This is a genomic window from Planotetraspora silvatica (assembly GCF_016863315.1).
GTDB lineage: Bacteria > Actinomycetota > Actinomycetes > Streptosporangiales > Streptosporangiaceae > Planotetraspora > Planotetraspora silvatica.
Map to the genome: position 1 here is coordinate 371,226 of NZ_BOOQ01000002.1, position 25,000 is coordinate 396,225.

Sequence of the window (25,000 nt, forward strand, 5' to 3'; positions counted from 1 at the left end):
CCCCGCTCCGCCAAGGCGCCCCCGGCCGGAGCCCGGCGGGCCCGCGGCCTGGGAGAAGCAGTCGTGTCAGAGGCCGGCTACATCTGAGGCCGACCATGCCAAAGGCCGGCTACGTCAGAGACCGGCGCAGGCGAGGGCCCGCTTGTACGCGTCCACGCTCAGATCCTGATCGCCCGCGCGGTCACGGAGTTCGGCGACGGCCATCCACTTGTCGGCCAGCTTCCTCGTCTGCGGAGCGTCCTTCAGCCAGGAGCTCACCTTGCTCAGCTCCGCATCCGACTCCTCGTCCCGGTGGAGGAGGTGGTGGGCCTGGCTGAGCAGCAGGTAGGCGTCCATGTGCATGCCGCCGCTGCTCTCACCGATCAGGTCCCGCGCCGCGCTCGCGTGCTCGGCCGCGTCCTCCGGGTGATCCATGGTCAGCTCCGCGTAGGCGAGCGACAGGGAGCACCGCGCCTTGTCCGACGTGCTGGTGGAGGTCTCGTCGTAATCACGCGCGGCACGCAGAAGCAGGTCCCGGGCCTTCTCCACGTCGCTCGGACGCACCCGCAGCATCGTGAAGGCGTAGGCCTGGTGCAACCGGGCCAGGTTGCGCTGGTCGCCGGTCTCGGAATGGATGGCCAGCGCCCGCTCGATCAGCGACATGGCCTCCTCGCCGCGGCCCGCCTTCTCCGCGACGAGCGCGGCGTTCCAGCACGAGGCGACGGTCGCCCGCGGGCTGCCCAGCCCCTCGGCGGCGGCGAGCAGCTCGTTCGCGAAGTGCCCGGCCCGCAGCAGGTCGCCGCGTACCAGGTAGGCCAGCAGGAGAGTGGCACCGAGCTCGACCAGGCCGTCGGTCCAGGCACCGGAGCCGACGTCGGCGAGCACGGCCTCACCGACCTCCACCGCGGCGGAGAAGTCGCCCCGCTCCCTGTGGCACCGGCACATCGCGAGCGCCACGGCGATCTTCCGCTCGGCCGTCACGGCCTCGGATTCGCTGAGCTCGGACAGTACGGCGATCGCCTCACCCAGCTCGCCGCAGGCCTCGAGGGCGAGGGCGAAGCCGTACTGGGCGTCCTGCCGGAGCGACGCGAGTCCGGCGAGGCTGTTGTCGGCCAACAGCTCCGCGTAACGCCGTCTGGCCTCGGCGACCTCGCCGTTCTCGAGAGCCATGCGTGCGAAGCTCAGCCCGACCTCGAGCTCCTGCATCTGCTCGGCGGTCACGCCGTTGACGAGATAGGTCAGCGAGCAGTCCAGTTTCTGCGCGAGCAGCTCCAGGACGGCGGGGGTCGGCGTCCGCTTGCCACTTTCGATCAGGGACACGTAGCTATCCGAAAGTTCCGGGTGTGCTAGTTGTGCCTGGGAAAGACCACGCTGACGGCGTATCGCCTTGATTCGCTGACCAACGAGATCTTGCGCAACCATGGGCACCTCTTGAGACAATGTGGGCCTACAGCCGAACCGAACGGAGAACCCCCGTGCGACGCCGCCGCCTTGCCCTATCCGTACTTGCCGTAATCATTTCGACCACAGTGGTCGTAGTCGGCAATGGTACGACGACCACTGCTAGTTCGTCTCCTATGCGATCATATGAGTTTGCGGCCGGATGCTGCTGATCTCCGACCGCCGCCCGTGCCCGTCCGCGTCCGCGTCCGGGCCCAGGGGGGCTCGGGCTCGGCCGCCGGCCTGAGACCTGAGTCAGCCGGCGCGCAGCGCAAGGAAGAGGTCGACCCGGTCGGCCATGGATGAGAGGTCCTTACCGGTCAGCTCCTCGATCCGGCGGACCCGGTAACGAACAGTGTTCACGTGGACGTGCAGGCGCTCGGCGCAGCCGTTCCACGAACCCACGCAATCCAGGAAGGTCCCCAGCGTCCGCACCAGTTCGGCCTGGTGCTCACGGTCGTAGTCGAACAGCGGCCCGAGCAGCCGGTCGGCGAAGGACCTGCGGACATCTCCTGGCACCGTCGCCAGCACAAGCGCGTGAGTGTAGATCTCGTCGCTGGTGACCACCCCCCCACCACGAGCGTCGGCCATCCGCCGCGCGTGTCCCGCCTCCTCCACGCCGCCGCGTATGGCCGTGGCACCCGTGAGCGCCCCGCTCACGCCGATGGAGACCCGGGTGCCCGGCAGGCCTTCCGCGAGCAGTTCCGTCCGATCCCGCAGCCGCGCGGCGACCGCGTCGGCCGTCTCCCCGCGGAGCGGGACCAGGGACACCGCGCCGTCCGCGCCCGCGGCGGCGACCACGCGGCGGTCGAGCAACTCCTCCAGCACCTGACCGCCGAGCGCGGACAGGTCCGGGCCGTCGGTGGCCCCCCGTCTCGTCGCCGTCGCCGTCACCACGGTGTAAGGCTCGGCGGTGTCGATCCCGCAGGTCCGCAGGCGTGCCGACAGCTCGGACGGGTCCGTCTGCCCCGCACAGGCGAGGGCGATGAGCTGCTCGGCCAGCCGCCGCTCGACCCGGCGTCCCCCCTCCGTCCGGGTTCGTTCCATGGCCACGCACGAGGCCAGCTCGAAGCCGGTCTCGGCGTCGATCTCCCCACGGCACACCAGGGCCCATCCGGACGCGCGGTGGGAGCGATCCACCGTGAAGAGCGTGAAGACCTCCTCCCCCGCTTTCCCGACCAGCGTGGGTAGCCGGACGGCGCCGAGATACTCGCGCGCGAGCCGTACGGCATGGGCCTTGGTCAGGTCGCCGGCGACGACGGAACCCGCGGCGTTGATCACGGCGGCGGAGATGCCCAGCTCGGCCGAGGTGAGGGTGAGCAGTTCGTCCAGGCCCGCCCCCTCGGCGACGGCGGCCACGATGCGGCGGCGCCGGCCGAGTGCTCCGCGCAGGTCCCGTGCCTGAGCGGCGGCCAGGCCTCTGCCCACGATCTCCATCACCGCTCCGAAGGACACCTCCACCGGCACCTTGAACAGAGGAAGCCCCCTGTCACGGCAGGCGGTCACGAGATCATCCGGAATGTGGCCGAGACGGGCGTCACCCGCACCCAGGGCGGAGACCTCCGCTCTCACCAGGGCGTCGACGAACCCCTGGGAGTCCGCGGGGTCCTGGCGCCACATCAGGCCGGTGAGCACGAGTTCGCCGCCGTCCAGATACCGGCCCGGATCGGGCAGGTCGGTGACGAGGGCGCCCGAGATCTCCCTGTCAAGGCTCGACTCACCCGCAAGGAGGCCGAGCCGGAGCTCCGGCATGGCGAGCAGATCCCTCAGCAGCATACGGAACAGCGTATTTGGAGAAACCTACAATCATCGTCAGCTGCCGCCCTCCGGTTTCATCTCACCGCCCCTTGGATGCGATGACCTGGGTTGATGTACTTCCATTTGTGACCGGCATCAGGACAGGATCTCGCTCGGGAGTCGGCGAGAGCGTGCTGCGGCCCGATGGGACGCTCAAGGTGACCGGGGAGTTCGCGTACTCCTCGGACCTCTGGCTGGACGGCATGCTCTGGGGAGCGACGCTCCGCAGCCCGCATCCGTCGGCGTGGATCCGCTCCGTCGACGTGGGCCCCGCCCTGGCCATGCCGGGGGTGTTCGCGGTGCTGACCCATGAGGACGTGCCGGGCGAGAAGTTCTACGGCCTGGAGCACAAGGACCAGCCCGTGCTGGCGATCGACCAGGTCCGTTACCAGGGCGAGGCGGTGGCGCTCGTCGCGGCCGATCATCCGGAGACCGCCCGCCGCGCGGCCGCGGCCATCGTCGTCGACTACGAGGTCCGTGAGGCGGTCGTCGACGCCCGCAGGGCCGCCTTCGACCCCTCCTGCCCGCCCGTCCACGCCCACGGCAATCTCGTACGGCACCAGCCGGTCAGAGTCGGGTCGACCTTCGACGCGCCGGTCGTCGTGACGGGCGAGTACGAGGTGGGCATGCAGGACCAGGCCTTCCTGGGCCCGGAGTCCGGTCTGGCCGTGCCCGGCGAGGACGGCGGCGTGGACCTCTACGTCGCCACCCAGTGGCTGCACGTCGACCAGGACCAGGTCGCCCCCTGCCTCGCGCTGCCCAAGGAGAAGGTGCGCCTCTCGCTCGCCGGGGTCGGCGGCGCGTTCGGCGCCCGCGAGGACCTGTCGATGCAGATCCACGCGTCGATGCTGGCGCTCAGGACCGGAAAGCCCGTCAAGATCGTGTACGGCCGCGAGGAGTCGTTCTTCGGGCACGTGCACCGCCATCCCGCGCGGATGCGCTACGAACACGGCGCGACGGCCGACGGCCGGCTCGTCTACGTCAGGGCCGAGATCGTCCTCGACGGCGGCGCGTACTGCTCGTCGTCTCCCGCCGTCGTCGGCAACGCCGCGTCCCTCGGGGTGGGACCGTACGAGGTCGGCAACGTCTGGATCGACGCGTACGGCGTGTACACGAACAACCCGCCCTGCGGGGCGATGCGCGGGTTCGGCGCCGTGCAGGCCTGCTACGCCTACGAGTCGCAGATGGACCGGCTGGCCGAGGCCTGCGGCCTGTCCCCCGTCGAGGTCAGGATCCGCAACGCCGTGTCACAGGGGTCGAAGCTGGCCACCGGCCAGATCGTCGACACCCCCGCGCCCCTGGCCGACATGCTGAGGGAACTCGAGGCCATGCCGGGTCCCGGGGAGCCCTCGGCGGCCAGGGACCTGCGGTCGCTCCCCGGCGGCGTCGCCCAGACCACGCACGGCGAGGGCGTGCGCCGCGGCGTGGGATACGGGGTGGGCATCAAGAACATCTGCTTCTCCGAGGGCTTCGACGACTACTCCACGGCCCGGGTGCGCGTGGAACTCCTCGGCGGTGAACCGCACGTGCTCGTGCACACCGCGGCCGCCGAGGTGGGCCAGGGCCTGATCACTATCAAGGCGCAGATCGCCAGGACCGAACTCGGCATCGACAAGGTCACCATCGCCCCGGCCGACACCTCCGTGGGCTCGGCGGGGTCCTCGTCGGCGTCCCGGCAGTCCTACGTCACGGGCGGCGCGGTCAAGGCGACCTGCGAAGCCGTACGGGAGCGTCTCGACCGGATGCGGGCCGGCCACCCCGAGCTGACCCTCGAGGAGCTCCTGGAGCTGTACGGCCCGGTCGAGGAGACGCGAGAGTACCGCCACCGGCCCACCACCCCGATGGACCCGCTCACCGGACAGGGCGACTCACACGTGCAGCTCGCGCTGTGCGTCCACAGGGCCGTCGTCGACGTGGACGTCGAGCTGGGCCTGGTCAAGGTCGTCGAGCTCGCGGCCGTCCAGGACGTCGGGCGGATCCTCAACCCCCTGGCCCTCGAGGGCCAGATCCACGGCGGCACCGCCCAGGGCCTCGGCCTGGCGCTCATGGAGGAGATCCAGGTCAGGGATGGCAAGGTGCTCAACCCCTCGTTCACCGACTACCTGATCCCGACCATTCTCGACATGCCCCCGATGCGGCTGTCGATCCTGGAGAACCCCGACCCGCACGCTCCCTACGGCCTGCGCGGGGCCGGCGAGCCGCCGACGTTGTCCTCGACGCCGGCGGTGGCGGCGGCCGTACGGGCGGCGACGGGGCTGGACCTCCCCCGCGTCCCGATCCGGCCGGAGGACATCGCGCTCGTGCCGGCGGCCGGCTGAGGGCCTGCCGGCCGGGTTGAGCCGCGGTCCAGGTGTGGTTCAGCCGCGGTCCAGCCGGGTTGAGCCGAGGTCAGCCGAGGTCGCCCGGGTCGCAGGCGACGCCGTCGTTGTCGGCGTCGACGTACCAGTAGTACTCCTGGTGGACGCCCTTGGTGTACGGGCCGTAGCCGTTGTCGTTGGCCTGCTTGCAGTCCGCGAAGCGCGTGGTCCCCGCCGTGGGTGTGCCGCCGTTCAACGTCCCGAGCGCCGGCTGCGTGAAGTTCTGCGGGGTCCCCGGCGGCGTGGCGACGGTGTTCGGAGTCGTGGGCGGGAAGGTGCCCGTCTGGCCCGGTAACGGCGTTCCGGGGGGCGTCAGGCCCGGCTGACCCGGTTGGCCCGTCTGGCCCTGTTGTCCCGTCTGGCCCGGCAGCGAGGACGGAGCGCCGGATCCCTGGCCGGACGTGGGTCCCGACAACAGCGCCATGATCGCGTCGGCCTGCGTCTTGTCGAAGCCGGCGATGCTGAGGCTGTCCTGGGTGATCGCCTGCGCGACGCGGGGAGCCGCGATCACCTGATCCCCCACGACGATCGCCAGTTGCTGCCTCACGGTCTCGCGGGTGAGCTCGGCGATCTGCTGACGGCTGGCCGGGGACAGCACCAGGCGAATCGAGTAGGTGCCGTCCTTCTCCGTCACGGACTCGATCTTCTGCACCGTCGTGACCGTCACGCCGGGGTCGAGCTGGTAACACGTGGTGCCGCTGTTGTCGGGCACGGCCTCCAAGCCCTCGCAGGGCGCCGCGTGCACACCGGTGACCGGGGCGAAGTGCATCGGGGACAGCAGGCTCTTCACGGGCGTGTCGGACAACGGAGGGGCGTCGGGGTTCCGAGTGCTCAGGACCGCGATCGCGCCCAGAACGGTTATCAGCGCGAGGACCACGATGAGGGCGACGACGAGGATGACCGTCGTCCGGCGGGTCGCGTGGGGAGGCGGCTGCGGCGGCTGGACGGGCACCGGCTGCATGAGGGCCGGGTGCATGAGGGCCGCATGCATGGGCACCGGCGCCATCGGGTCGGTCGGCGCCGGGGCGGCGGCGGCCGCCTCTCCCGTCGCGATCTCACCGGGTGTGGCCGCGGGAGTCGCGGCTTCGGCACCCGAGGTCGCAACTCCGGAGGCAGCATCACCAGAGGTCACGGCTCCGGGGGTCACGGCTCCGGGCGTCACGGCTCCGGGGGTCACGGCTCCGGAGGTGGCAGCACCCGAGGGGACGGCAGAAGCGTCTCCGGGGGTGGCGGCAGCGGCTCCGGAAGTCCCAGGTTCGGCGCCAGGCGAGGAGTCCTTTGACGTGCGCCGCTTCGATTTCTTCTTATCTGATTTATCCGGCATTGATGCGTCATCGCCGGATTTGTCACGACCGGCTCCGCGGCGGCCGCGCCACCTGCCGCGCCTCTTGCCGCCGCTCTCTCCGCCGGCCGCTTCACCACTGCCGTCGGTCCCATCACCAGCGCTGAGTTCACGACCGCCACCGGATTCACTGGCGCCAGACTCACCACTTGCGCCGGGTCCACCACTGGCACCCGGGCGACCGTCATCGGGGGTGACGTCGCCCTTCACCCCTTCGCGAGCCGTCTCGCGGGAATTCACGCTCTCAGGGCGTCCGGCATCCGGCCCGTCCGGGGCGGAGGCGGCCGCCGTCCTTTCTTGCGCCACACCGTTCCGTCCTTGGCGCGCCGACTCCTCGGCCCCGCCTCCTTGACCACCGAACCCGGCGGGCGCTGTGGGCCCGGAGGGCGGGGATCCGGATCCGCCCGAAACCTCGAACGATCCGGCGCCGCCTGCCGGCGGACCGGCCCGCCCGTCATCCGGCACGGCCGCGTTCTGCATCCCTACCTCGATCCCAGCCATCGATCGCAGAGCCTACCCACCTATGCCAATGCCAGGTAATCGGACAATCATGCGCAGGCAAGCTGAAGACCCTATTGACAATTTGTCGTGAATGTCCGCCAAATGCTTGCGCGTTGCCGCCTGACGTAGACGTTTGCGGACAACCAGAGTGAAGGGATGAAGGTCGGAGTTCCCCGCGAGATCAAGACCCACGAGTACCGGGTCGCGCTCACACCGGCGGGGGTTCACGAGTTCGCGCGGAAAGGCCACCAGGTCCTCGTCGAGCACGACGCCGGCAAGGGGTCTTCTGTACCCGACGACGACTTCGCCGCCGCGGGCGCCACGATCATCGACTCGGCCGACGACGTATGGGCGGAAGCCGACCTGATCCTGAAGGTCAAGGAGCCCGTGCCCGCCGAGTATCACCGGATGCGCAAGGGTCAGGTGCTGTTCACCTACCTGCACCTGGCGGCGTCGGAGGCGTGCACGAGGGCGTTGCTGGACTCAGGGGTCACCGGAATCGCCTACGAGACCGTGCAGACGGCCGACGGCGCTCTGCCTCTGCTGGCGCCCATGTCCGAGGTGGCGGGCCGGTTGGCCCCCCAGGTCGGGGCGTACCACCTGATGCGGCAGGGCGGCGGCCGCGGGGTCCTGATGGGCGGCGTGCCCGGGGTCTATCCCGCGAAGGTGGTGGTCATCGGCGCGGGCGTGTCCGGCATGAACGCCGCGGCGATCGCCGCCGGCATGCAGGCACAGGTGCTGCTGCTCGACCTGAACGTCGACCGGCTCCGCCAGGCGGACCTGATCTATCAGGGGAAGGTCGGGACCGTCGCGTCCAACGCGTACGAGATCGAGCGGGCGGTCACGGACGCCGACCTCGTGGTCGGCGCGGTGCTCGTGCCGGGCGCGAAGGCGCCGACGCTCGTCAGCAACGCGCTCGTCGCACGGATGAAGACGGGCTCGGTGCTGGTCGACATCTCGATCGACCAGGGCGGCTGCTTCGAGGACTCACGTCCCACGACCCACGCCGACCCGGTCTACCGCGTGCACGACTCGGTGTTCTACTGCGTCGCCAACATGCCGGGGGCCGTGCCGCACACCTCGACGTACGCGCTGACGAACGTGACCCTGCCGTACGCCCTGGCCATCGCCGACCGGGGCTGGCGGGAGGCTCTCACGGCCGATCCCGCGCTCGCGCTCGGGCTCAACACCCATGAGGGCCATCTGACCAGCCGGCCCGTCGCCGAGGCCCACGGGCTGGAGGCGGTGCCGGTCACGCGGGTGCTCGTCCCCTGAGGTCCTCGAGGTCCCCGCGGAGACGGTACGGCCCGGCGGGCGCTGTCGCACCGCCGGGCCGTACGCCGTTGTAGGTCAGTCGTTGTAGGTCAGTCGTTGTGGATCAGTCGTTGTGGACCAGTCGTTGTGCGTCAGGAGGCCGCCGGAGTCGGGGTCGGCTCCGTGGAGGCGCCGGCGCTGGGGCTGGCCGTGGGAGTCGGCTCGGGCGGCAGCGGCTGGTCGGCCGTCGTGCTGACGCCCTGGTCGCAGGCCGCGCCGAACTCCGGTGTGTAGGTGGGGTTCTGCTTGTACTTCTTGATGAACTCGGGCAGGCGCGGGTCGGACGCCCCGCTCAGGACCACCTGGTGGTTCCAGGAACTGGCGACGACCTTGCCGGGGAGCCCCGGGTAGGGGCTGAGAAGCATGTAGTCGGAGGAGGCCAGCGTCTTCAGCTTGTTCACGTCGGCCGCGGCCAGGTCGGGGCTGTAGGTGATCCAGACGGCGCCGTGCTCCAGGGAGTGGACGCCGTGCTCGTTGTGGATCGGCTTGTCGTAGATCCCGCAGTTCTGCCAGTAGTAGTTGTGCTGGCCACCAACCGGCGGGTTCTCCTTGTAGGCGACCTTGCCCCAAGTGTGGTCGGAACCCTTGTAGTTGTAGGTCTTCACCGCGGTCAGTGACTTCTGCGACCGGTCGTTGATGACGTAGAAGCCCACCAGGCCGACCACCGCGAGGACGACCAGGCCGCCGACCCCCCACATGAGCAGGGCAGTACGCCGCTCCTTGCGCCTCTGCTCGGCACGCATGCGCTCGAGATGCTCACGTCTCGACTGCGTCTTGCCCTTCGCCATCAAGCCCTCCACCAACCGGTCGCTGACATCCCCGCTGCGGTATGGAGGATAGTGGGTGAGATGCGCCTTTGGCTCAGCATGGTCGGACAGGACGGGTAGCCTGTGGGGCGATGACCACCGAGACGAGCGTCATGCTCGACACCACGCCGCAGCCCAAGAGGCGGTTTCCCCTCGTGGGGCTGGTCGCCCTCATCGTCGCGGCAGCCGTCCTGGTGCTGTTCGCGACCAGATCGGGAACTCCGGGAGACACCTCGCCCGAGGCGGGCTTCGCCAGGGACATGGCGGTCCACCATTCCCAGGCGGTCGAGATGGCCTTCGTCGTGCGGGACAAGACGACCGACGGACCGCTGCGGACGTTGTCGTACGACATCATCACCACCCAGACGGCCCAGCGCGGAATGTTCATGGGCTGGCTCCAGCAGTGGGACCTCGACCAGTCCTCGTCCCAGCCGCCGATGGCGTGGATGTCCGGCCACAGCCACGGTGGCGCGGCCCCCGGGCTGACTCCCGGCGTCATGCCGGGCATGGCCTCCACGGAGGAGCTGAACCGGCTGCGGGCGGCGCAGGGCAGGGACGCGGAGATCCTCTTCCTCCAGCTCATGATCCGCCACCACGAGGGCGGCGTGGAGATGGCGCAGGGCTTGCTCAAGGTGTCGGACCGCCCCGAGGTGCGATCGCTGGCCCAGCACATCGTCGACGGGCAGACGGCGGAGATCAGGCTGATGAAGGGCCTGCTGGCGGAGCGCGGGGCCCAGCCGCTGCCGACCATCCTCCAGAGTCCGGCGGGATAGGCGCGCACAAGGTCCCCGGCCGGGGCACGATGGAGGTGCCGTGGCCAGAGGAGAGAAGAGATTGAACGACGAGCCGGAAAGCCGCCTCGAGGTGAGCATCACACCGGAGGTCGAGGCAGGGCAGTACGCCGACTTCACCTCGGTCTGGCACACCCAAGATGGATTCGTCCTGGACTTCGCCGTGATCACACGACCGCCGGCGCTCGCCGACGATCCCCTTTCAGGGGACAGCTATGTCAGCGTGCCGACCCGGATCGTCAGCCGGGTGAGGCTCCCTCCAGCGCAGGTCTTCGAGCTGATGAAGGCCCTGGAACAGCAGCTCACCGCCTACGAAAAAGAAACCGGCCAAAAAGTCTGACCCCCATCCCCTTGTGCGTGATCATGCACAGGTTCGGAGATGTGCCGTGCGACCTGGCACAACATCGAGCGTGATCATGCACAGGTTCGATGATGTGCCGTATGACCAGCACCAATGCCCGGCGTGATCATGCACGGATTCGGTGAATGCCTGTCCGATCAGGCCTTTCACCATCGGTGATCATGCGCACTTTCCGTCAAACGCTCCACGACCTGTGGGTATGCGCCTAGCGATCATGCATGTCCGCCACAACTGGATGATCACGCGACGGGTCGCACCTGCTCAGGCCGTACGCCCCCGAACTTGCGCATGATCACGCAGTGCGTTTGAGCACGTCAGGGGATGTACGAGCGAACCTGTGCATGATCACCCAGCGCATCGTCGCCGGTCACGGGCCATTTCACCGAACCTGTGCATGATCACGCCGGGGGTCGGCGCTGGTCACACGGCACATCTCCGAACCCGTGCATGATCACGCGGAAGAGAGGGGGGTCAGGCTTGGAGTTCTTGGGTTAGGGCGGTGACGAAGGCGTCGACGTCGGCTTCTGTGGTGTCGAAGGCGCACATCCAGCGGACCTCGACCTCGCCGCCGCCGATCCGGTCGTTCCAGTTGTAGAACCGGAACCGCTTGCGCAGCCGGTCGGCCACGTCCACCGGCAGGATCGCGAAGACCGCGTTGGCCTCCACCTCGCGCGCCACCCTGACTCCGGGGATGTCCCGTACGGCTGCCGCCAGCCGCCTGGCCATGCCGTTGGCCTGACGGGCGTTGCGCAGCCACAGGTCTCCGCCGAGCAGTGCCTCGAACTGCACGGACACGAACCGCATCTTCGAGGCGAGTTGCATGCCGGTCTTGCGCAGGTACGGCAGGCCCTTCGTGGCAGCGGGGTTGAGGACCACGACGACCTCGCCCAGCATGAGCCCGATCTTGGTGCCGCCGAAGGACAGCACGTCGACCCCCGCGTCCGTGGTCAGCGCGCGGAGGGGCACGTCGAGGGCCGCCGCCGCGTTGGTGATCCGGGAGCCGTCCAGGTGGACGAACAGGCCAAGCTCGTGAGCATGATCGCAGACGGCCTTGATCTCGGCCGGCGTGTACAGCGTGCCGAGTTCCGTGGCGTTGGAGATCGAGACCGCCCGGGGCTGGGCACGGTGCACGTCCCCGAAGCCCCATGCCTGCTGGTCGATCAGGTCGGGCGTGAGCTTGCCGTCCGGGGTGGCCACCGGGAGCAGTTTCAGCCCTCCGGTGATCTCCGGGGCGCCGCCCTCGTCGGTGTTGATGTGCGCGGTGTCGGGGCAGACCACCGCCTCCCACGGGGCGCACATCGAGCGCAACGAGAGCACGTTCGCGGCGGTGCCGTTGAACACCGGCAGGGCCTCGGCCTGGTCGCCGAAGTGCCGCCGGAAGATGCCCTGCAGGGCCCCGGTGTAGGCGTCGTCTCCGTAGCTGACCTGGTGCCCGCCGTTCGCCAGGGCGATGGCCTCGAGCACCTCCGGGTGCACTCCGGCGTAGTTGTCGCTGGCGAAGGTCTTGATCTCCGGCTCGTGCCGCCGCACGGCATCCGTTGTCACGAAATATCTCCGTTTGATCGTTAAAGGAAAAACTTCAGGCGGTGAGGTCGATCCGCTGCCCGTTGACCGCGGCGGGATCCTGGTCCCAGAGCGCGGTGACGGCACGCGCGAGATCGTCCACGTCGGTGAACCCCTTGTACTGCTTGTCGGGGTTCGCCGCCCTCATCCCATCGTGCACCAACGCGGTGATCACCAGGATCGCGGCCGCGGACGATGTGCCCTTCAGGGCGTCGGCCAGGGACAACGTCCACGCCTCCGCGGCAGCCTTGGCCGCCGCGTAGGCCGCGTTCGTCCGGGTGGGCGCCTGGGCCGCCTTCGCGGAGACGATGACGAACCGGCCGTTCTCGCTGGCCCGCAGCAGCGGCTCGAACGCCAGCGAGACGTTCTGCAGGGTCCTGACCAGCAGGCCGTGCAGCAGCTCCCAGTCCTCCAGCGAGGTGTCGGCGAAGGTCTTGGACCCGCGCCACCCGCCGACGAGGTGCACGATCCCGTCGACGCGGCCGTGCTCGGCCCCGACCCGCTCGGCCAGCTCCCGTACGGCTGTCGCGTCCTGGAGGTCGACGGCCAGGGCCCCGTCGCCTCCCGACCTGCTCACGGCGACGACGGTGTCACCGAGCTCGGTGAACCGCCGGACGACGGCTCGCCCCGCCGGGCTGCCCGTGCCCGCGACCAGAATGACCCTGCTCAACGATGCCCCACCTTTCGACCGGGCCAGGGGCTCACGCCCTGATGCCCCGTGTGGACTCGACCACGTCGGTGAGCTTACGGCGCAGCGCCTCGTAGAACATGCTCAGGGGGAACTCATCGGGCAGGACGGCGTTGACCATGGCCTTCTGCTCCTCCGGCAGCGCCTGGACGCCCTTGTTCCACACCGAGGACGGATGCGGCTCGACGTAGGCGGCCACGAGCTGGTGGGCGGCGAGCCAGTGGGCCAGCTTGGACCTGTCGATGCCGTCCCGGTAGAGCTTCTCCACCTCTCCCCGCAGGTCGGCCACGCCGTCGGCGACACGTGCCCAGTCGACGAAGAGCCGGTTGTCCGTCCAGCGGACGATGCCGCGCCGGTGCAGGTAGGCGAACAGGAGCTGCCCGCCGAGCCCGTCGTAGTTGCGCACCCGCTCACCGGTGATCGGGAAGCGGAACAGCCGGTCGAACAGGATCGCATACTGCACGTACCGCGCGTGCGGCACGCCGTCCACCTCGAGCTTCACCGCCTCCCCGAAGGCGGTCAGGTCGCAGCGCAGCTCTTCGAGCGTGTAGAGCCAGTACGGCATGCGCTGCTTGATCATGAACGGGTCGAACGGCAGGTCGCCGTGGCTGTGGGTGCGGTCGTGGACCAGGTCCCACAGGACGAAGGTGTCCTGGGCCAGCTCCTGCGACGCGATCAGGCGGGCCGCGTCCGGCGGCAGGGCGAGCTTGAGCGTGGCGGCGGCCGCCTCGCTGACGGCGCGGAACCTCGCGGCCTCCCGGTCGCAGAAGATGCCACCCCAGGTGAACCGCGGCGGCGTCTCGCGGACGGCGACGGTCTCGGGGAACAGCACGGCCGAGTTGGTGTCGTAGCCGGAGGTGAAGTCCTCGAAGGCGATCGGCACGAACATCGGGTTGTCGTAGCCGTTCCGCTCCAGTTCGGCCAGCCAGTCGGGCCAGACGACGCGGATCCAGACCGCCTCGACGTTCCGGTTCGGGTTCCCGTTCTGCGTGTACATCGGGAAGACGACCAGGTGCTCCAGCCCGTCCACCCGCTGGGCGTCCGGGTGGAAGGCGTTCAGCGAGTCGAGGAAGTCGGGCACGCCCAGCCCGTCGGCCACCCACTTGCGGAAGTCGGCCACGACCGCGTCGAGATAGTCGCGGTCGTGCGGGAATCGGGGCGTGAGCCGTACGACGTGGTCGCTGATCTCCGCGATCAGCTCCACGGCCCGGTCGCGGTCGCCGGCGATGGAGCCGTCCTTGGCCTGGAGCGGCCGCAGCGCCTCGACGGCCGCCTTGAGCCCGGCCCAGGCGTCGCCCAGGTCCCCGGTGGCCTCCGAGCCGCCCGCGCCGCCGTCCGGGATCCGGGCGGCCCAGGTTACGAGGTTGGTCCAGAGTTGCGCGTGGTCGAAGTCGCTGATCGAGTCGTCGCCGAACAGGTCCGAGTCGGCGAGCGCCACGACCCGTCCACGCCCATGCCGTACGGCCAGGGCCAGCGGGCGACCGGCGGGGTCGGCGGTCCCCGACGTCTCGAACAGGACGGTCGCGCCCTCGGGGGCCACGAGCGTGCCGGCCCGGTAGAAGCAGGCCTGGCGGACACCGGCGAGCAGGTCCTGCCGTACGCCCGGCGCGTCGGCCGGGCCCGCGCCGCGTACGCCGAGGACCCACGTGGCGACCTTGTTGTGGGAGCCGGAGGGGTCCTGGACGGTGGTGTGCTCGATGCCGACGCCGAAGCGGCCGAGCAGGTCGGCGAGGTTGCTCCCGTACTTGTCCTGCTCACACTCGGCGAGCACGATGAGCCCGCCGCCGGCGGCGACGTAGGCCTCGATGGCGTCCAGTTCGGCGGCCGTGAAGACGGGGCTTCCCGCGCCGGTCGTCCGCTCCCAGTGGTCCCCTGACGGGTGCGCGATCACGAACACGTCGTGGGGGTCCAGCACGGGCGCGTCCACCGGACCCTGGGTGTGCGCGGTGACCGTCTGGCCGAGCCGCCGCAGGATGCCGGCGGCCGTGGAGTAGCCGCTGTCGTCGGGATGCGCGGGATTCATGGCCTCGGCGACCTCCCGCCGGATGCTCCAGGCCTCGCTGTGCGCCTCATCGAACAGGACCGACGGGAATGCCCTCATGTAATATCTCCTGAACTTTGCGCCATCTGCACAAAAATATACACAAAGACTACGCATGTACCGATAAGTCACCCGCGAGAGTGAGCCCCCGTCACCCTCGCGGCGGACGTGCCGCGGCCCGTCCCTCGCCTACCGGCCTCGGCTGTCAGACCCGACCCGAGGAGACCCGATGTTGAAACTGTCCGACGCCGCCGCCTTCGGGTCTCGCCCACTGGTGGGTCCCCGTGGTGGGCGGCCTGGTGTGGATCGCGCCCAACCTCACGGCGTACGGCCCCGTCGGCCTGCTCTGGAGCGGCGGCAACCTGCTGATCCTCGGGTATCTCGGCGTCCGGATGCTCCGGATGAGCCGCACCGAGTGGGCCTCGTACCACCCGGCGCGGGCGAGCGACCGGAGGACCTGCCTCCCCCGGGGCGTCAACTCGGCGAGCCGGGGCGGCCGCACCGGCTCGTGCCGCCGGCGAAGGAGGCGAGCCGATCCCCCGCACCGGGCCCGGCGAGCGAGCACCGGAGCGCCCCGGCCCAAACCGATTGCAACCGGCCGCGAGACCGGCCGGGGCCTCAGCCGAGCTGCCGCTCGACGTCCGTGATGATCTCCTGGATCCTGAGCCCGTGACGGGCGTCGAGCGGATGCCCGCCCCCACGGCGGACGGTCCTGGCGAACTCCCCGGCCACGACGGGGAAGACGTCGTCACCGATCTCGGATCCGAGCAGCGTCGCGCTGCCCTCCGCCCCGTAGACGTCAGCCCGGGCGGGCGGCAGATCGCCGCCCGCGGCCATGGTGAGCGAGACCTCGCTCACCGCGCCGCCCGTGTGCTCGAGCAGCAGGCCCACCCAGCCGAGCGGGTCGCCGTGCGCCCTGACGGAGACGACGGGCCCGAGGGCGGCGTCCATGAGGTCGATCACGTGCGGCCCGATGTCGAGGACGGCCCCTCGTTCCAGCCGCCACGGCGTGGCGAACGACCCGCCGTGCAGCACGCCCGAGAGGTTGGAGGCGTGGCCGCCGAACGGCCGCAGCGCGCGGGCCCTGTCCAGGAAGGCCGTCGTCGCCGGCGAGTAGCGGAAGGTGAACACCATCTGGGAGGCGACCCCGGCCTCGCCGATCGCGTCGGCGAGGCGCCTGGCGCCGTCGAGGTCGGCCGCGAGGGGCTTTTCCAGCAGCAGGGCCTTGCCCGCCTTCGCCGCGAGGACGCCGAGTTCGGCCTGCACCGCCGGCGGCACGCAGAACGCGACCGCCTCACACAGGTCGAACAGGTCCTCCAGCCGCTCGAACGAGGGAACGCGGTGCCTGCCCGCGAGCTCGTCGGCCGCCTGGGGCCTGCGGGCCCACACGCCCGCGAGCATCGTGTGCGGCCCGGCCGCGAGTATGGGGGCGTGCACCATCTCCGCCCACGGTCCCGCGCCGACCAAACCTACTGAAACCGGCTCCATCTCACCCTCCGCGGCGACCTTACTGCAGCGTGCGGGACCAGGAGCTAAGCGGGACCCGGGCCACCCCGGGCTCGCGAAAGCCGTACCGGCATGATGGTCCCCCTATGGACGTCATTCTGCTGAGGCACGGCGAGACCGAGTGGAGCAGGGCGGGGCGGCACACAGGCCGGACCGACCTGCCGTTGACCGAGCGGGGCGAGGAGCAGGCCCGCGCCCTGACCAAGGTGATCAAAGGCAGGCAGTTCGCGCTGGTCCTCGTCAGCCCGGCGCAGCGGGCACGCCGTACGGCGGAGCTCGCCGGGGCCGCCTCCTACGACGTGGACCCGGACCTGTGGGAATGGGACTACGGCGGCTACGAGGGGATCACCACCCCGCAGATCCGCGAGAGCCGTCCCGGCTGGTACCTGTGGCGAGACGGGATCGTCCCGGGAGACGCGGACCACCCGGGCGAGACGGTCGGTCATGTCGGGGAGCGCGCGGACCGGGTCATCGCCCGCGTCCGGCCGGCTGAGGGCGACGTGCTGATCGTCGCGCACGGCCACTTCCTGCGTGTGCTCGCCGCCCGCTGGTTGGGCCTGCCGGCCGACGAGGGACGGCATCTGCGGCTCGACACCGGCACGTACTCGGTTCTGGGGTACGAGCACGAGGAGCCCGTCCTGCTCCACTGGAACGCGCCCGTTCAGGACCCTGCCTGAGACGGGCGCGACGCGGTGTCCAGACCCCGGCAGGGTCAGACGGCGACGGGCTGGGGCTGCGGGCCGCGGCCGGTCAGCCACTCCAGGACCCTGTGGTGGCCTCGCCTGGCGTCCTCGAAGTGGCCCCAGCGCCAGCACCTGGGCTGGTCGCGGACTCCGGTGACCCACGTCCGATAGGCCACGCTCCGTGTCTCCCCGCCCTCGGGGCCGGCCGGGGAGGCGACGCCGTACGTGCGGATCACCACGCGGCCGCCAGGTGCGAAAAGCACGTCGTCGGCCACAGGGTAGAGATTCATCTGGTCCAGCACGGCGGGTCCCCCTCGATACTTCAACGTTCTCAGGGTCCAAATCTGCCGGACCGTTGTTACGCCGCCTGCGCGCGACTGTTACGCGCGTGCGCGGCGTGTAAACAAGCGGTTAAACCAGCAGGCCGTCGAACTCGCCGTCCTTGACTCCCAGCACGAGGGCCCGGATCTCGTCGCGCGTATAGATGAGGGCCGGCCCGTCGGGGAAACGCGAGTTGCGGACGGCCACGCCCCCGTCGGGGAGCTCGGCCAGCTCCACGCAGTTGCCGGTCGAGTTGCTGTGGACGCTCTTCCGCCAGGTGACCCCGGTCAGGCTGTTTGCGGGCATCCCGTTATAAGTCTGCATCATGTCTCTCTGAGAAATTCGCCGAGAATCTCGGCGGTGCCCCCGGGCGTGGTGCTCTCCACGCACAACTGCTCCATGGCCGTGAGGTAAGGATCGATGTCCTCACGCTTGTCCAGGTATAGGGCGCCCCACAACTGTTCGACGTAGACGACGTCGGACAGGTCGGACTCCGGGAAACGAAGGATCGTGAACGCTCCCCCCTCGGCCGCGTGCATGCCGAAACGGAAGGGCATCACCTGCAGGGTGATGTTGGGCAGCGTGGCGACCTCCAGCAGATGCTGAAGCTGCTCACGCATGATCCCTCCGCCTCCGATGGGACGCTTGAGCGCCGCCTCGTCCACGACGGCCCAGAGCCGAGGACCGTCGGGGCGCGTCAGCCGTTCCTGTCGCTGCATGCGCAGATGCACGCGCTGTTCGATCTCTCCGTCCGGAGCGTCGGGGTAGCCCAGCTGGATCACCGCCCGCGCGTACGCCGCCGTCTGCAGCAGACCCGGCACGAACTGCACCTCGTAGGTGCGGATCACGCTGGCCGCTTCTTCGAGACCGACGTAGGTGATGAACCAGTTCGGCAGTACCTCGCCGTACTTGTGCCACCAACCCGGCGTGTTCGCCTCGCGGACCATCTCCAACAGCCCGCGCCGTTCCGCGTCGTCACTGACGCCGTACAGCGTGAGCAGGTCCTCGACATCGCGTGTCTTGAACCCGACCCGGCCGAGCTCCATCCTGCTGATCTTCGATTCCGAGGCGCGGATGTGGAATCCGGCGACCTCGCGCGTGAGCCCCTGCGCCTCGCGCAACCGGCGAAGGCTGGCACCGAGCATGATTCGCCGAACTGTGGAGCCTGATCCCGGCGGATCTATCGACACGTGCTATTCCTCCGCTTTGTGGACTGGTTCACAGTCTGTCAAAGATCGCCCCCTTCGTCCCGGGATTGTTTCGGGTAACCGTAGCGGGTGCAACAGCCGCTTGCACGTGCATTCGCTCTTGCACATGCACAGGAGTGTCCACCATCATGATCTCGTGCAGTCCACGAACGTGACCCGTGGCCGAAATCAGTGGTCGGGGCTCGATTGGTGGCCCCCGATCGGCTGGTGGCCGGAGCCCGCACGCGATCTCCTCGATCCCGGATCGACCACCACGAGCGCCACCTTCGCCCTCCCCCCGAAGGCGGAGTCGGTCCATTCGGCGCGCAGTTTCGCCGCGGGAACCCTCTCCGGCTGGAACATGAGCCAGTTGCACGACAGCATGGAACTGGTCGTCTCCGAACTGGCGACGAACGCCCTGCGCCACGGGCTGATCCTCAGCGCGGCCCGTGACAGGGAGGTCATCCGGCTGTCGCTGATCCGCAGGGGCGCCCTGGTGACCTGCGCGATCACCGACCCGGGAGCCGAGGCCCCGGTGATGCGGGACCCGGCCCCCTTCGAACCGGGCGGCCTGGGGTTGCACATCGTCGAATCGCTGAGCGTGCGCTGGGGCTGGTGCTCCCTCGCCCCGCAGGGCAAGGCGGTCTGGGCCGTCCTGTCCGGCTGACCCCCGTCCCCGACCCCCTCCGATGATCGTCCGGCTCCGGTTCACACTCCGCGGAGCCCGGCGAACTGTCCCGGCGGCGAACCCGGCGCCTGTCCTGACAGTCACACCTCAGTGGCGCCGGACCCGGTCCGCCGGCCGCGGAGCGCTCCCGTGCAGCCCGGAATGCACGGGAGCGCCCTCCGGCCGACGGCCCGATGGTGCGAATGCTCGGCACGGCAGCACCAGATGTGCTGAGATCGAACCGTAATAGGCGAACGGCATGGCCGTTTCGCAGCGATCGATGGAGAAATGTCGTGATCTCGGGGCTCGTGACCGCGCGCTGTATCCTGGCTCGCGACCCCCGTCAAGAGTGTGATCCGCATTACGGTGGCTTCCTGAGACTTCCGAGAGATCTGTGATGGACGATCACCTAGTCGGCTGGCTGACCGCTCTCGATGAAGACCGGCTCGCCCGCGTCCTGGCCAACCGCCCGGACGCCATCGCCGCGCCGTGGCCCCGCAGGATCGACGCGCTCGCGCACCGGCTGACGAACGGCTTCGCCCTCATGGAGGTCATGCGCGGCCTTCCCCTGCCGCCCCTGGAGATCCTGCAGGGGTGCCTGGTCATCGGCGGGCGTCCCACGGAGGACGAACTGGCCCGTTTCCTCGGGGTGAGCACCTCCGAGGTCATCCCGTGGCTGGACCGCCTCTACGACCACGCTCTCGCCTGGCCGGCCCCCGACGGCAGGATCGACCTCGCGGAGGCCGTCGCCCAGTGGTGGACGGCGCCGTGCGGGCTGGGCGAACCGCTGGCCGCCTACCTGGACTCCTGGATGCTCAACACCGAGGCGCTGCGTCGGCTGTGCCGCATCCTTGACCTGCCGTACCAGGGCGGCAAGCGGCAGGTGGCCGTGCGGATCATCGCGCTGCTGAGCGATTCGGAACGGCTCGCCGAGCTGGTCCGGCAGGCGCCGGACGGCACGATGGGGATGCTCGACGACTTCGCGTGGGACGGGCCGGTCCGGAGCGTCGACGGCAACCGCTTCGTCACACCGGGGACGCCCGAGAAGTGGGCGGCCGAACACGGTCTGCTGTTCCGTACGCAGTGGGACGTGGCGGAGATGCCGCGCGAGGTGGCGCTCGCCCTGCGCGGGCCCGACTACCGCGGTCCCTTCACCCCCGACCCGCCCGACCTGGGCACGACGCGGATCGACCCCGAGGCCGTCGAGCACGCGATGTGCCTCGCCGCTCCGCACCTCGTCGACCGAGCCACCGCGTTGCTGGAGAACACCGACAAGACCCCGCTGCCGCTGCTGAAGAACGGCGGCGTCGGCGTGCGCGAGGTGAAGCGGGTGGCCCGTGAGACGGGCTGCTCCGAGGAGGAGACCCGGCTGCTGCTGGAGATCTCCGCCGTGGCCCGGCTGATCGCCTTGGACGAAGGCGCCGGCGGCCTGGTGCCCACCGACAGGTTCGACACGTGGCGGCTGGAGGACGCCCCGGTGCGGTTACGGGTGCTGCTGGCGGCGTGGTGGCGCATGGAGCGCTCGTCGCTGCGGCGGACGGAGAACCGCTACCCGACCGTCCTCGGCGACGACCCCGCGGGAGAGACGATCGCGCGAATCCGGTGGGCCGTGCTCGGCGCGCTCGCGATGGTCCCCGAGGGCAGGGGGTTCGCCACGCTCCCCGAACTCGTGCAGTCGGTCCACTGGCGGGCGCCGCTGCTCGACAGGCAGCTCCTCGCCGACTGCGCACCGGCGATCATCGAGGAGTCCCGGCTGCTCGGCCTGTGCGCGCACGACACGCTCACCGACCTCGGCCGGGCACTGGCCGCCCTCGGCACGATCGCCGGGAACGAGGGCGACGAGACCGCACCCCAGATCGAGCACGATCCGGTGCTCGCGAAGTGCTCGGTGATGGCCCTCGCCGGAGCGCAGCGCACCGCGCTCTTCGGCGCCGATCTGACGGCCGTGGTCACCGGGCCGCCGTCGGTGGAGCTGTCGTCGCTGCTCGACCGGGCCGCCGACCGCGAGTCCCGGGGCGCGGCGTCGGTGTGGCGATTCAGTCCCGCGAGCGTACGGCGGGCGCTGGACTCCGGGGGCACCGCCGAATCCCTGCTGGCCGACCTGTCCACGGCGGGAACGCTTCCCCAGCCGCTCACGTACCTGGTCCATGACGTGGCCAGGCGGCACGGCGAGGTCACGGTGTCGTCGGTCGGCTGCATCATCCAGGGGTCCGATCCGGCGCTGCTGGCGGAGCTCGTCGCGCACCGGAGGCTGGCCAAGCTCGGGCTGAGGTTGCTCGCGCCGACCGTGCTCGCCGGATCCGCGCCCGCGGCGACGGCCCTGGCGACGCTGCGCGAGGCGGGCTACGCCCCGGTGCCCGTCGACGACGGCGCGGAGATCACGATCCGGCGCGCGCCCAACGCGGGCCGGTTGACGCTGCTTCCCGGCGGCCGGGTGGCCGAGCTCGACCCTCCCCCCTCGCTGCTCGAGCCGCCGCCCGATCCGCGCGAGCATGCCAGGCGCCTGCTCGTGAACGGCGGTTCCGCCGGGCCGGGCGGCCAGACCTGGGCCGTCATCGGCCGGATGGCGACGCGACTGCCGACCGCGCAGCAGTCGCTGCTCGGTTTCGTGGTGGACCGCGACGTCCGCGCGCTGATCACGTTGTCCGACGGCGTCACCGCGACGATCAGCCATGGCGAGCTGCGCAGCGGCGTGCTGGACGCGTGGTGTGAGGAAGCGGGCGACTACCTCGAGTTCCCCCTCAACGAGATCGCCTCCGTCACCAGCACGTACTGACCGTCACGCTCTCCCGCGCGACGCTTCACCGCGTACCGCGTCACGTCACCGGCACTTCCCGCGGACGGACTCACATCGTGCCGCGGCGCAGCACCGGCACTTCCCGGCGGACGGCCTCACAACGTTCCGCAGCGGCGCAGCACCAGAAGGGCGAGCGCCCGCGTGACCTCGTGCATCTCGCGCAGGTCGACCTGCTCGCGCGGCGCGTGGGCGAACCGCACGTCGCCCGGGCCGTAGTGCAGCGTGGGGACGCCGCCCGCCGCGTACAGACGCAGGTCGCTCCCGTACGGCGCGGCCGTGGTCCCCGGCCTGTCCCCCGTCACGTCGGCGACCGCCTGGCCGAGTTCACCCAGCAGGGGGTGCCCCTCGGGAAGCCGGCCGCTCGCGAACTGCCCGCCCGGCCAGGTGACGGCGACGGGGTTGGCCCGCAACCACGGGTCGTCGAGGTCGGCCAGCGCGCCCTCCAGCGCGGCCCGGGCGTCGGCGGGGTCCTCGTCGAGCCGCACGCCGAGACGGCCTTCCGCCACCAGCAGGTCGGGCACGCTGCTCGCCCAGTCGCCCGCTCGCATGGTGCCGATCTCGATCGGATAGGGCAGGGGGTTCCCGGTGAACAGCGGATCGGCGTCGCGGTTGCGGTCCGCCTCCAGCCGGCGGACCGCCTGGAAGACCGGCCAGAACGCCTCGATCGCGTTGACGCCTTCGTATCGGGTCGCACCGTGGGCGGCCCGGCCCGGCACTTCGAGGCGGAAGGTGAGCGCCCCGGCGTTGGCTGTGATGATCTTTCCGCTCGTGGGCTCGGTGATCACCGCCGCCTCGCCGCCGTGTCCGCGGGCGAGCGTGGCGAACGCGCCGAGCCCGCCGTCCTCCTCGCTCACCACGCAGTGCAGGGCGAGCGGGCGGGCGAGCCGTACTCCGGCCCGGCGGATCGCCCGGACGACGGCGAGGTTGGCCGCGAGACCCGCCTTCATGTCGCAGGCGCCCCGGCCGTGCAGGGTGGTGCCCGTGAGGCGGGCGCCGAACGGGTCCTGCCCCTCCCATTTGGCCGGGTCGCCGATCGGCACGACGTCGACGTGTCCCTGGAGGATCAGGCCGGGCTCGCCCTCGCCTTCGGTGACGCCGACGACGCCGTAGCCTTCGGACCGCTCCGCCTCGGTGCCGGGGAATCCCTCCCTGGACCTGAGGTCGCCGAGGTCCAGCTTCCACATGTCGACGTCGAGGTCGCATTCGGTCAGCATGCGGGCGAACCGGTCCTGGAGTTCGGACTCGGCGGCCGTGCCCGTCACGCTCGGCACCCGCACCAGATCGGCGAGCAGGCGCACGGTGCCAGCCTCGTCCACGGCGTCCAGGACCGCCGCCTCGACACTCGCCGAGCTTCCGGGTGCGTCGTCGTTCATGCGGTGACTGTACGGCTTTCGCCTCGGCGTCGCGGAGCCGCGGTCAGCCAACGGACAGGCGGCTGAACCGGACCTCGAATCCGCCGCCTCTCGGTGCGGCGCACATCGCTCCCGCGAGCGCCCGGACCTCTGGGGGGAAGTAGGCCAGGCGGAGCATGTGCACCGGCTCGGCCCCGTCGAGGCCGTACCGGACGATGACGGTGTCTCCCTCGCGCGCGATGTCGATGGTCACCGATTCCGGCGTGCCCGGCGCGGGGACGACCGACCAGTCGGAGTAGCCCCGGGTGACGACCACGCTGAGCTGGTAGGCCCCGTCGACGAACTCGACGCCGGCCTTGACCCAGTTCTCCTCGTCGATCCGCAGGATGGCGCCGGCCTGGTCGTACTGGTCGGCGTAGTCGGCGGAGAACGTCGCCGTGACGCGCGTGTCCCCCTCGACCTCGCGGACGAACATGGGGGCGTTGTCGAAGGAGTAGCCGTAGTGGGCCTTCTGCCACAGGTCGGTGTCGGGGTCCGCGACCACGCGCAGCCCGTCCTCCGCGGCCCACTCACGAGGTTCGTTGATCCACTTGTAGGCGTCGAATGACATTCTGCGATCTTGTCACGGGGCGGGCCGGCAATGCCAGACCGGGACAAAGGTGCCAAATAAGATCTACCATCCCATTTGATCCTTTTGTCCACTTTACTGTCTCTTTGATTATAGTTGAGGCAGAAGTCATGCTTTGGTAAGGCATATCCCCATATCGCAAAGCCGTCGTGTTCCTGGCCCCACGGGAACGTGTCCGCCCCCGCAATGAACCCCGCCCGCGCGGGGCCGTTCGCCCGACCCAGGCGTACGCAGCGCTCGCCGTACACTCACCGATCCTTCCGGAGGCCTTCCTCGACGGTCGCCCGCTCCCTCGCGGGCCCCTGCGATCGAAGCGAAAGGCCCCCCGATGCAGAAGCGAACCTCTCAGGCGATCGCCACGATCACGTGCTGCGCGGCCCTCACCGCCGGCACTGCGTCAGCCGCACACGCCGCGACTCCCCAGGCGCCGCCGGCGTCCTCGCCCCGCGCCGCCACCGCGACACCCGCCGCCCTGCCGTCCGGTACGGCGACCGCCACCTCGTTCTGGGACGGTGTGACCGCGTCGGGCAAGCCGATGCGGTATCAGACGATCGCGAGCCCGTACTGGCCGCTCGGCACCACCGTCAAGATCACCTACGGAGACAAGACCGCGGTCGGGGTCGTCGAGGACTTCGGCCCGGCGGAATGGGCCGTCGCGCAGCACGACATCCCGGCCATCGTCGACCTGTCCGAGGAGATGATGGCGGGCCTCACCGGCGTGCGCTCCAACAGCGTGCACGTCCGGTTCCAGGTCCTCAGCTGGGGAACCGGCCGTGTTTTCCGCAGCGCCGGCACCGGCTACGACCTGGCCATGGGGCGCGGCTGACACCCTGCCGCCACGACTTCCCGCCGCTGCGCCGCCATGACGGACGGCCTGCC

22 protein-coding genes are annotated in these 25,000 nt (G+C 70.2%); 9 read left to right on the top strand and 13 right to left on the bottom strand.

Annotation, left to right across the window (positions count from 1 at the left end; translation table 11 throughout):
• Positions 1-114 precede the first annotated feature (114 nt).
• Positions 115-1,401 carry a helix-turn-helix domain-containing protein gene (locus Psi02_RS01985; protein WP_203971138.1) on the bottom strand — a complete coding sequence of 429 codons (1,287 nt, stop codon included), beginning with the start codon at positions 1,399-1,401 and terminating at the stop codon, positions 115-117.
• Between the two features lie 273 nt (positions 1,402-1,674).
• Positions 1,675-3,195 carry a PucR family transcriptional regulator gene (locus Psi02_RS01990; protein WP_203971140.1) on the bottom strand — a complete coding sequence of 507 codons (1,521 nt, stop codon included), beginning with the start codon at positions 3,193-3,195 and terminating at the stop codon, positions 1,675-1,677.
• A gap of 80 nt (positions 3,196-3,275) precedes the next feature.
• On the opposite strand from Psi02_RS01990, the gene Psi02_RS01995 reads away from it, so the two are divergent.
• Positions 3,276-5,534 (top strand): molybdopterin cofactor-binding domain-containing protein, encoded by a 2,259-nt coding sequence (locus tag Psi02_RS01995; RefSeq protein ID WP_203971142.1) that lies wholly within the window; start codon positions 3,276-3,278, stop codon positions 5,532-5,534.
• A 70-nt stretch (positions 5,535-5,604) separates the two neighbouring features.
• Here Psi02_RS01995 and Psi02_RS02000 read toward each other — a convergent pair whose 3' ends face one another.
• Positions 5,605-6,750: an excalibur calcium-binding domain-containing protein gene (locus Psi02_RS02000; RefSeq protein WP_203971144.1), complete on the bottom strand. Its 1,146-nt coding sequence runs from the start codon at positions 6,748-6,750 to the stop codon at positions 5,605-5,607.
• A gap of 822 nt (positions 6,751-7,572) precedes the next feature.
• Between Psi02_RS02000 and ald the strand changes: the two genes are divergently transcribed.
• Entirely contained in the window at positions 7,573-8,691 is a 1,119-nt protein-coding gene (gene ald / locus Psi02_RS02005) for an alanine dehydrogenase (RefSeq protein ID WP_203971146.1), read from the top strand.
• 131 nt (positions 8,692-8,822) lie between these two features.
• On the opposite strand, the gene Psi02_RS02010 is transcribed toward ald, so the two are convergent.
• A complete protein-coding gene (locus Psi02_RS02010) occupies positions 8,823-9,518 on the bottom strand; it encodes a thioredoxin-like domain-containing protein (RefSeq protein ID WP_203971148.1) in 696 nt (231 codons plus the stop codon).
• A gap of 110 nt (positions 9,519-9,628) precedes the next feature.
• Between Psi02_RS02010 and Psi02_RS02015 the strand changes: the two genes are divergently transcribed.
• On the top strand, positions 9,629-10,309 hold the full coding sequence (locus Psi02_RS02015) for a DUF305 domain-containing protein (RefSeq protein ID WP_239094526.1): 681 nt from the start codon (positions 9,629-9,631) through the stop codon (positions 10,307-10,309).
• Positions 10,310-10,370: 61 nt separating this feature from the next.
• The gene (locus Psi02_RS02020; protein ID WP_203971150.1) at positions 10,371-10,667 is read left to right on the top strand and encodes a DUF3467 domain-containing protein; all 297 of its coding nucleotides are present in this window, start codon (positions 10,371-10,373) and stop codon (positions 10,665-10,667) included.
• Positions 10,668-11,159: 492 nt separating this feature from the next.
• Here the strand turns inward: Psi02_RS02020 and Psi02_RS02025 are convergent, their stop codons facing one another.
• Genes Psi02_RS02025 through Psi02_RS02035 form a run of 3 tightly spaced genes read right to left on the bottom strand, consistent with a single transcriptional unit; the run spans position 11,160 to position 15,040 of the window.
• Complete coding sequence (locus Psi02_RS02025) at positions 11,160-12,233, bottom strand: threonine aldolase family protein (protein WP_203971152.1); 1,074 nt, start codon at positions 12,231-12,233, stop codon at positions 11,160-11,162.
• A 34-nt stretch (positions 12,234-12,267) separates the two neighbouring features.
• Entirely contained in the window at positions 12,268-12,921 is a 654-nt protein-coding gene (locus Psi02_RS02030) for an SDR family NAD(P)-dependent oxidoreductase (RefSeq protein WP_203971154.1), read from the bottom strand.
• 31 nt (positions 12,922-12,952) lie between these two features.
• Positions 12,953-15,040, bottom strand: a complete 2,088-nt coding sequence (locus tag Psi02_RS02035) for a DUF6421 family protein (RefSeq protein WP_203971156.1) — start codon at positions 15,038-15,040, stop codon at positions 12,953-12,955.
• Positions 15,041-15,264: 224 nt separating this feature from the next.
• On the opposite strand from Psi02_RS02035, the gene Psi02_RS02040 reads away from it, so the two are divergent.
• The gene (locus Psi02_RS02040; protein WP_203971158.1) at positions 15,265-15,627 is read left to right on the top strand and encodes a hypothetical protein; all 363 of its coding nucleotides are present in this window, start codon (positions 15,265-15,267) and stop codon (positions 15,625-15,627) included.
• Here the strand turns inward: Psi02_RS02040 and Psi02_RS02045 are convergent.
• Positions 15,599-16,468, bottom strand: coding sequence for a Gfo/Idh/MocA family protein (locus Psi02_RS02045; protein WP_203971160.1), 870 nt, complete (start codon positions 16,466-16,468; stop codon positions 15,599-15,601). The two genes, Psi02_RS02040 and Psi02_RS02045, sit on opposite strands and share 29 nt — an antisense overlap.
• Before the next feature lie 104 nt (positions 16,469-16,572).
• Here Psi02_RS02045 and Psi02_RS02050 point away from each other — a divergent pair, with 104 nt between their 5' ends.
• Positions 16,573-17,163, top strand: a complete 591-nt coding sequence (locus Psi02_RS02050) for a histidine phosphatase family protein (protein ID WP_203971162.1) — start codon at positions 16,573-16,575, stop codon at positions 17,161-17,163.
• 35 nt (positions 17,164-17,198) lie between these two features.
• Here Psi02_RS02050 and Psi02_RS02055 read toward each other — a convergent pair whose 3' ends face one another.
• The 3 genes from Psi02_RS02055 to Psi02_RS02065 all read right to left on the bottom strand — a co-directional run bounded on the left by Psi02_RS02055 (position 17,199) and on the right by Psi02_RS02065 (position 18,635).
• Positions 17,199-17,495 (bottom strand): hypothetical protein, encoded by a 297-nt coding sequence (locus Psi02_RS02055; protein WP_239094528.1) that lies wholly within the window; start codon positions 17,493-17,495, stop codon positions 17,199-17,201.
• Positions 17,496-17,580: 85 nt separating this feature from the next.
• Positions 17,581-17,814, bottom strand: coding sequence for a DUF397 domain-containing protein (locus tag Psi02_RS02060; RefSeq protein ID WP_239094529.1), 234 nt, complete (start codon positions 17,812-17,814; stop codon positions 17,581-17,583).
• Complete coding sequence (locus tag Psi02_RS02065; RefSeq protein ID WP_203951066.1) at positions 17,814-18,635, bottom strand: Sco1979 family transcriptional regulator; 822 nt, start codon at positions 18,633-18,635, stop codon at positions 17,814-17,816. Before Psi02_RS02065 ends, Psi02_RS02060 begins: the two co-directional genes overlap by 1 nt.
• A gap of 199 nt (positions 18,636-18,834) precedes the next feature.
• On the opposite strand from Psi02_RS02065, the gene Psi02_RS02070 reads away from it, so the two are divergent.
• Positions 18,835-19,344: an ATP-binding protein gene (locus tag Psi02_RS02070; protein ID WP_239094530.1), complete on the top strand. Its 510-nt coding sequence runs from the start codon at positions 18,835-18,837 to the stop codon at positions 19,342-19,344.
• A gap of 397 nt (positions 19,345-19,741) precedes the next feature.
• Positions 19,742-22,120 carry a helicase-associated domain-containing protein gene (locus Psi02_RS02075; RefSeq protein WP_203971166.1) on the top strand — a complete coding sequence of 793 codons (2,379 nt, stop codon included), beginning with the start codon at positions 19,742-19,744 and terminating at the stop codon, positions 22,118-22,120.
• A 116-nt stretch (positions 22,121-22,236) separates the two neighbouring features.
• Here Psi02_RS02075 and Psi02_RS02080 read toward each other — a convergent pair whose 3' ends face one another.
• Both Psi02_RS02080 and Psi02_RS02085 read right to left on the bottom strand, forming a co-directional pair.
• Positions 22,237-23,514, bottom strand: coding sequence for an ArgE/DapE family deacylase (locus tag Psi02_RS02080; RefSeq protein ID WP_203971168.1), 1,278 nt, complete (start codon positions 23,512-23,514; stop codon positions 22,237-22,239).
• A 43-nt stretch (positions 23,515-23,557) separates the two neighbouring features.
• A complete protein-coding gene (locus tag Psi02_RS02085) occupies positions 23,558-24,103 on the bottom strand; it encodes a DUF1349 domain-containing protein (protein WP_203971169.1) in 546 nt (181 codons plus the stop codon).
• 346 nt (positions 24,104-24,449) lie between these two features.
• Between Psi02_RS02085 and Psi02_RS02090 the strand changes: the two genes are divergently transcribed.
• Positions 24,450-24,947 carry an RlpA-like double-psi beta-barrel domain-containing protein gene (locus tag Psi02_RS02090; protein ID WP_203971171.1) on the top strand — a complete coding sequence of 166 codons (498 nt, stop codon included), beginning with the start codon at positions 24,450-24,452 and terminating at the stop codon, positions 24,945-24,947.
• Positions 24,948-25,000 lie beyond the last annotated feature (53 nt).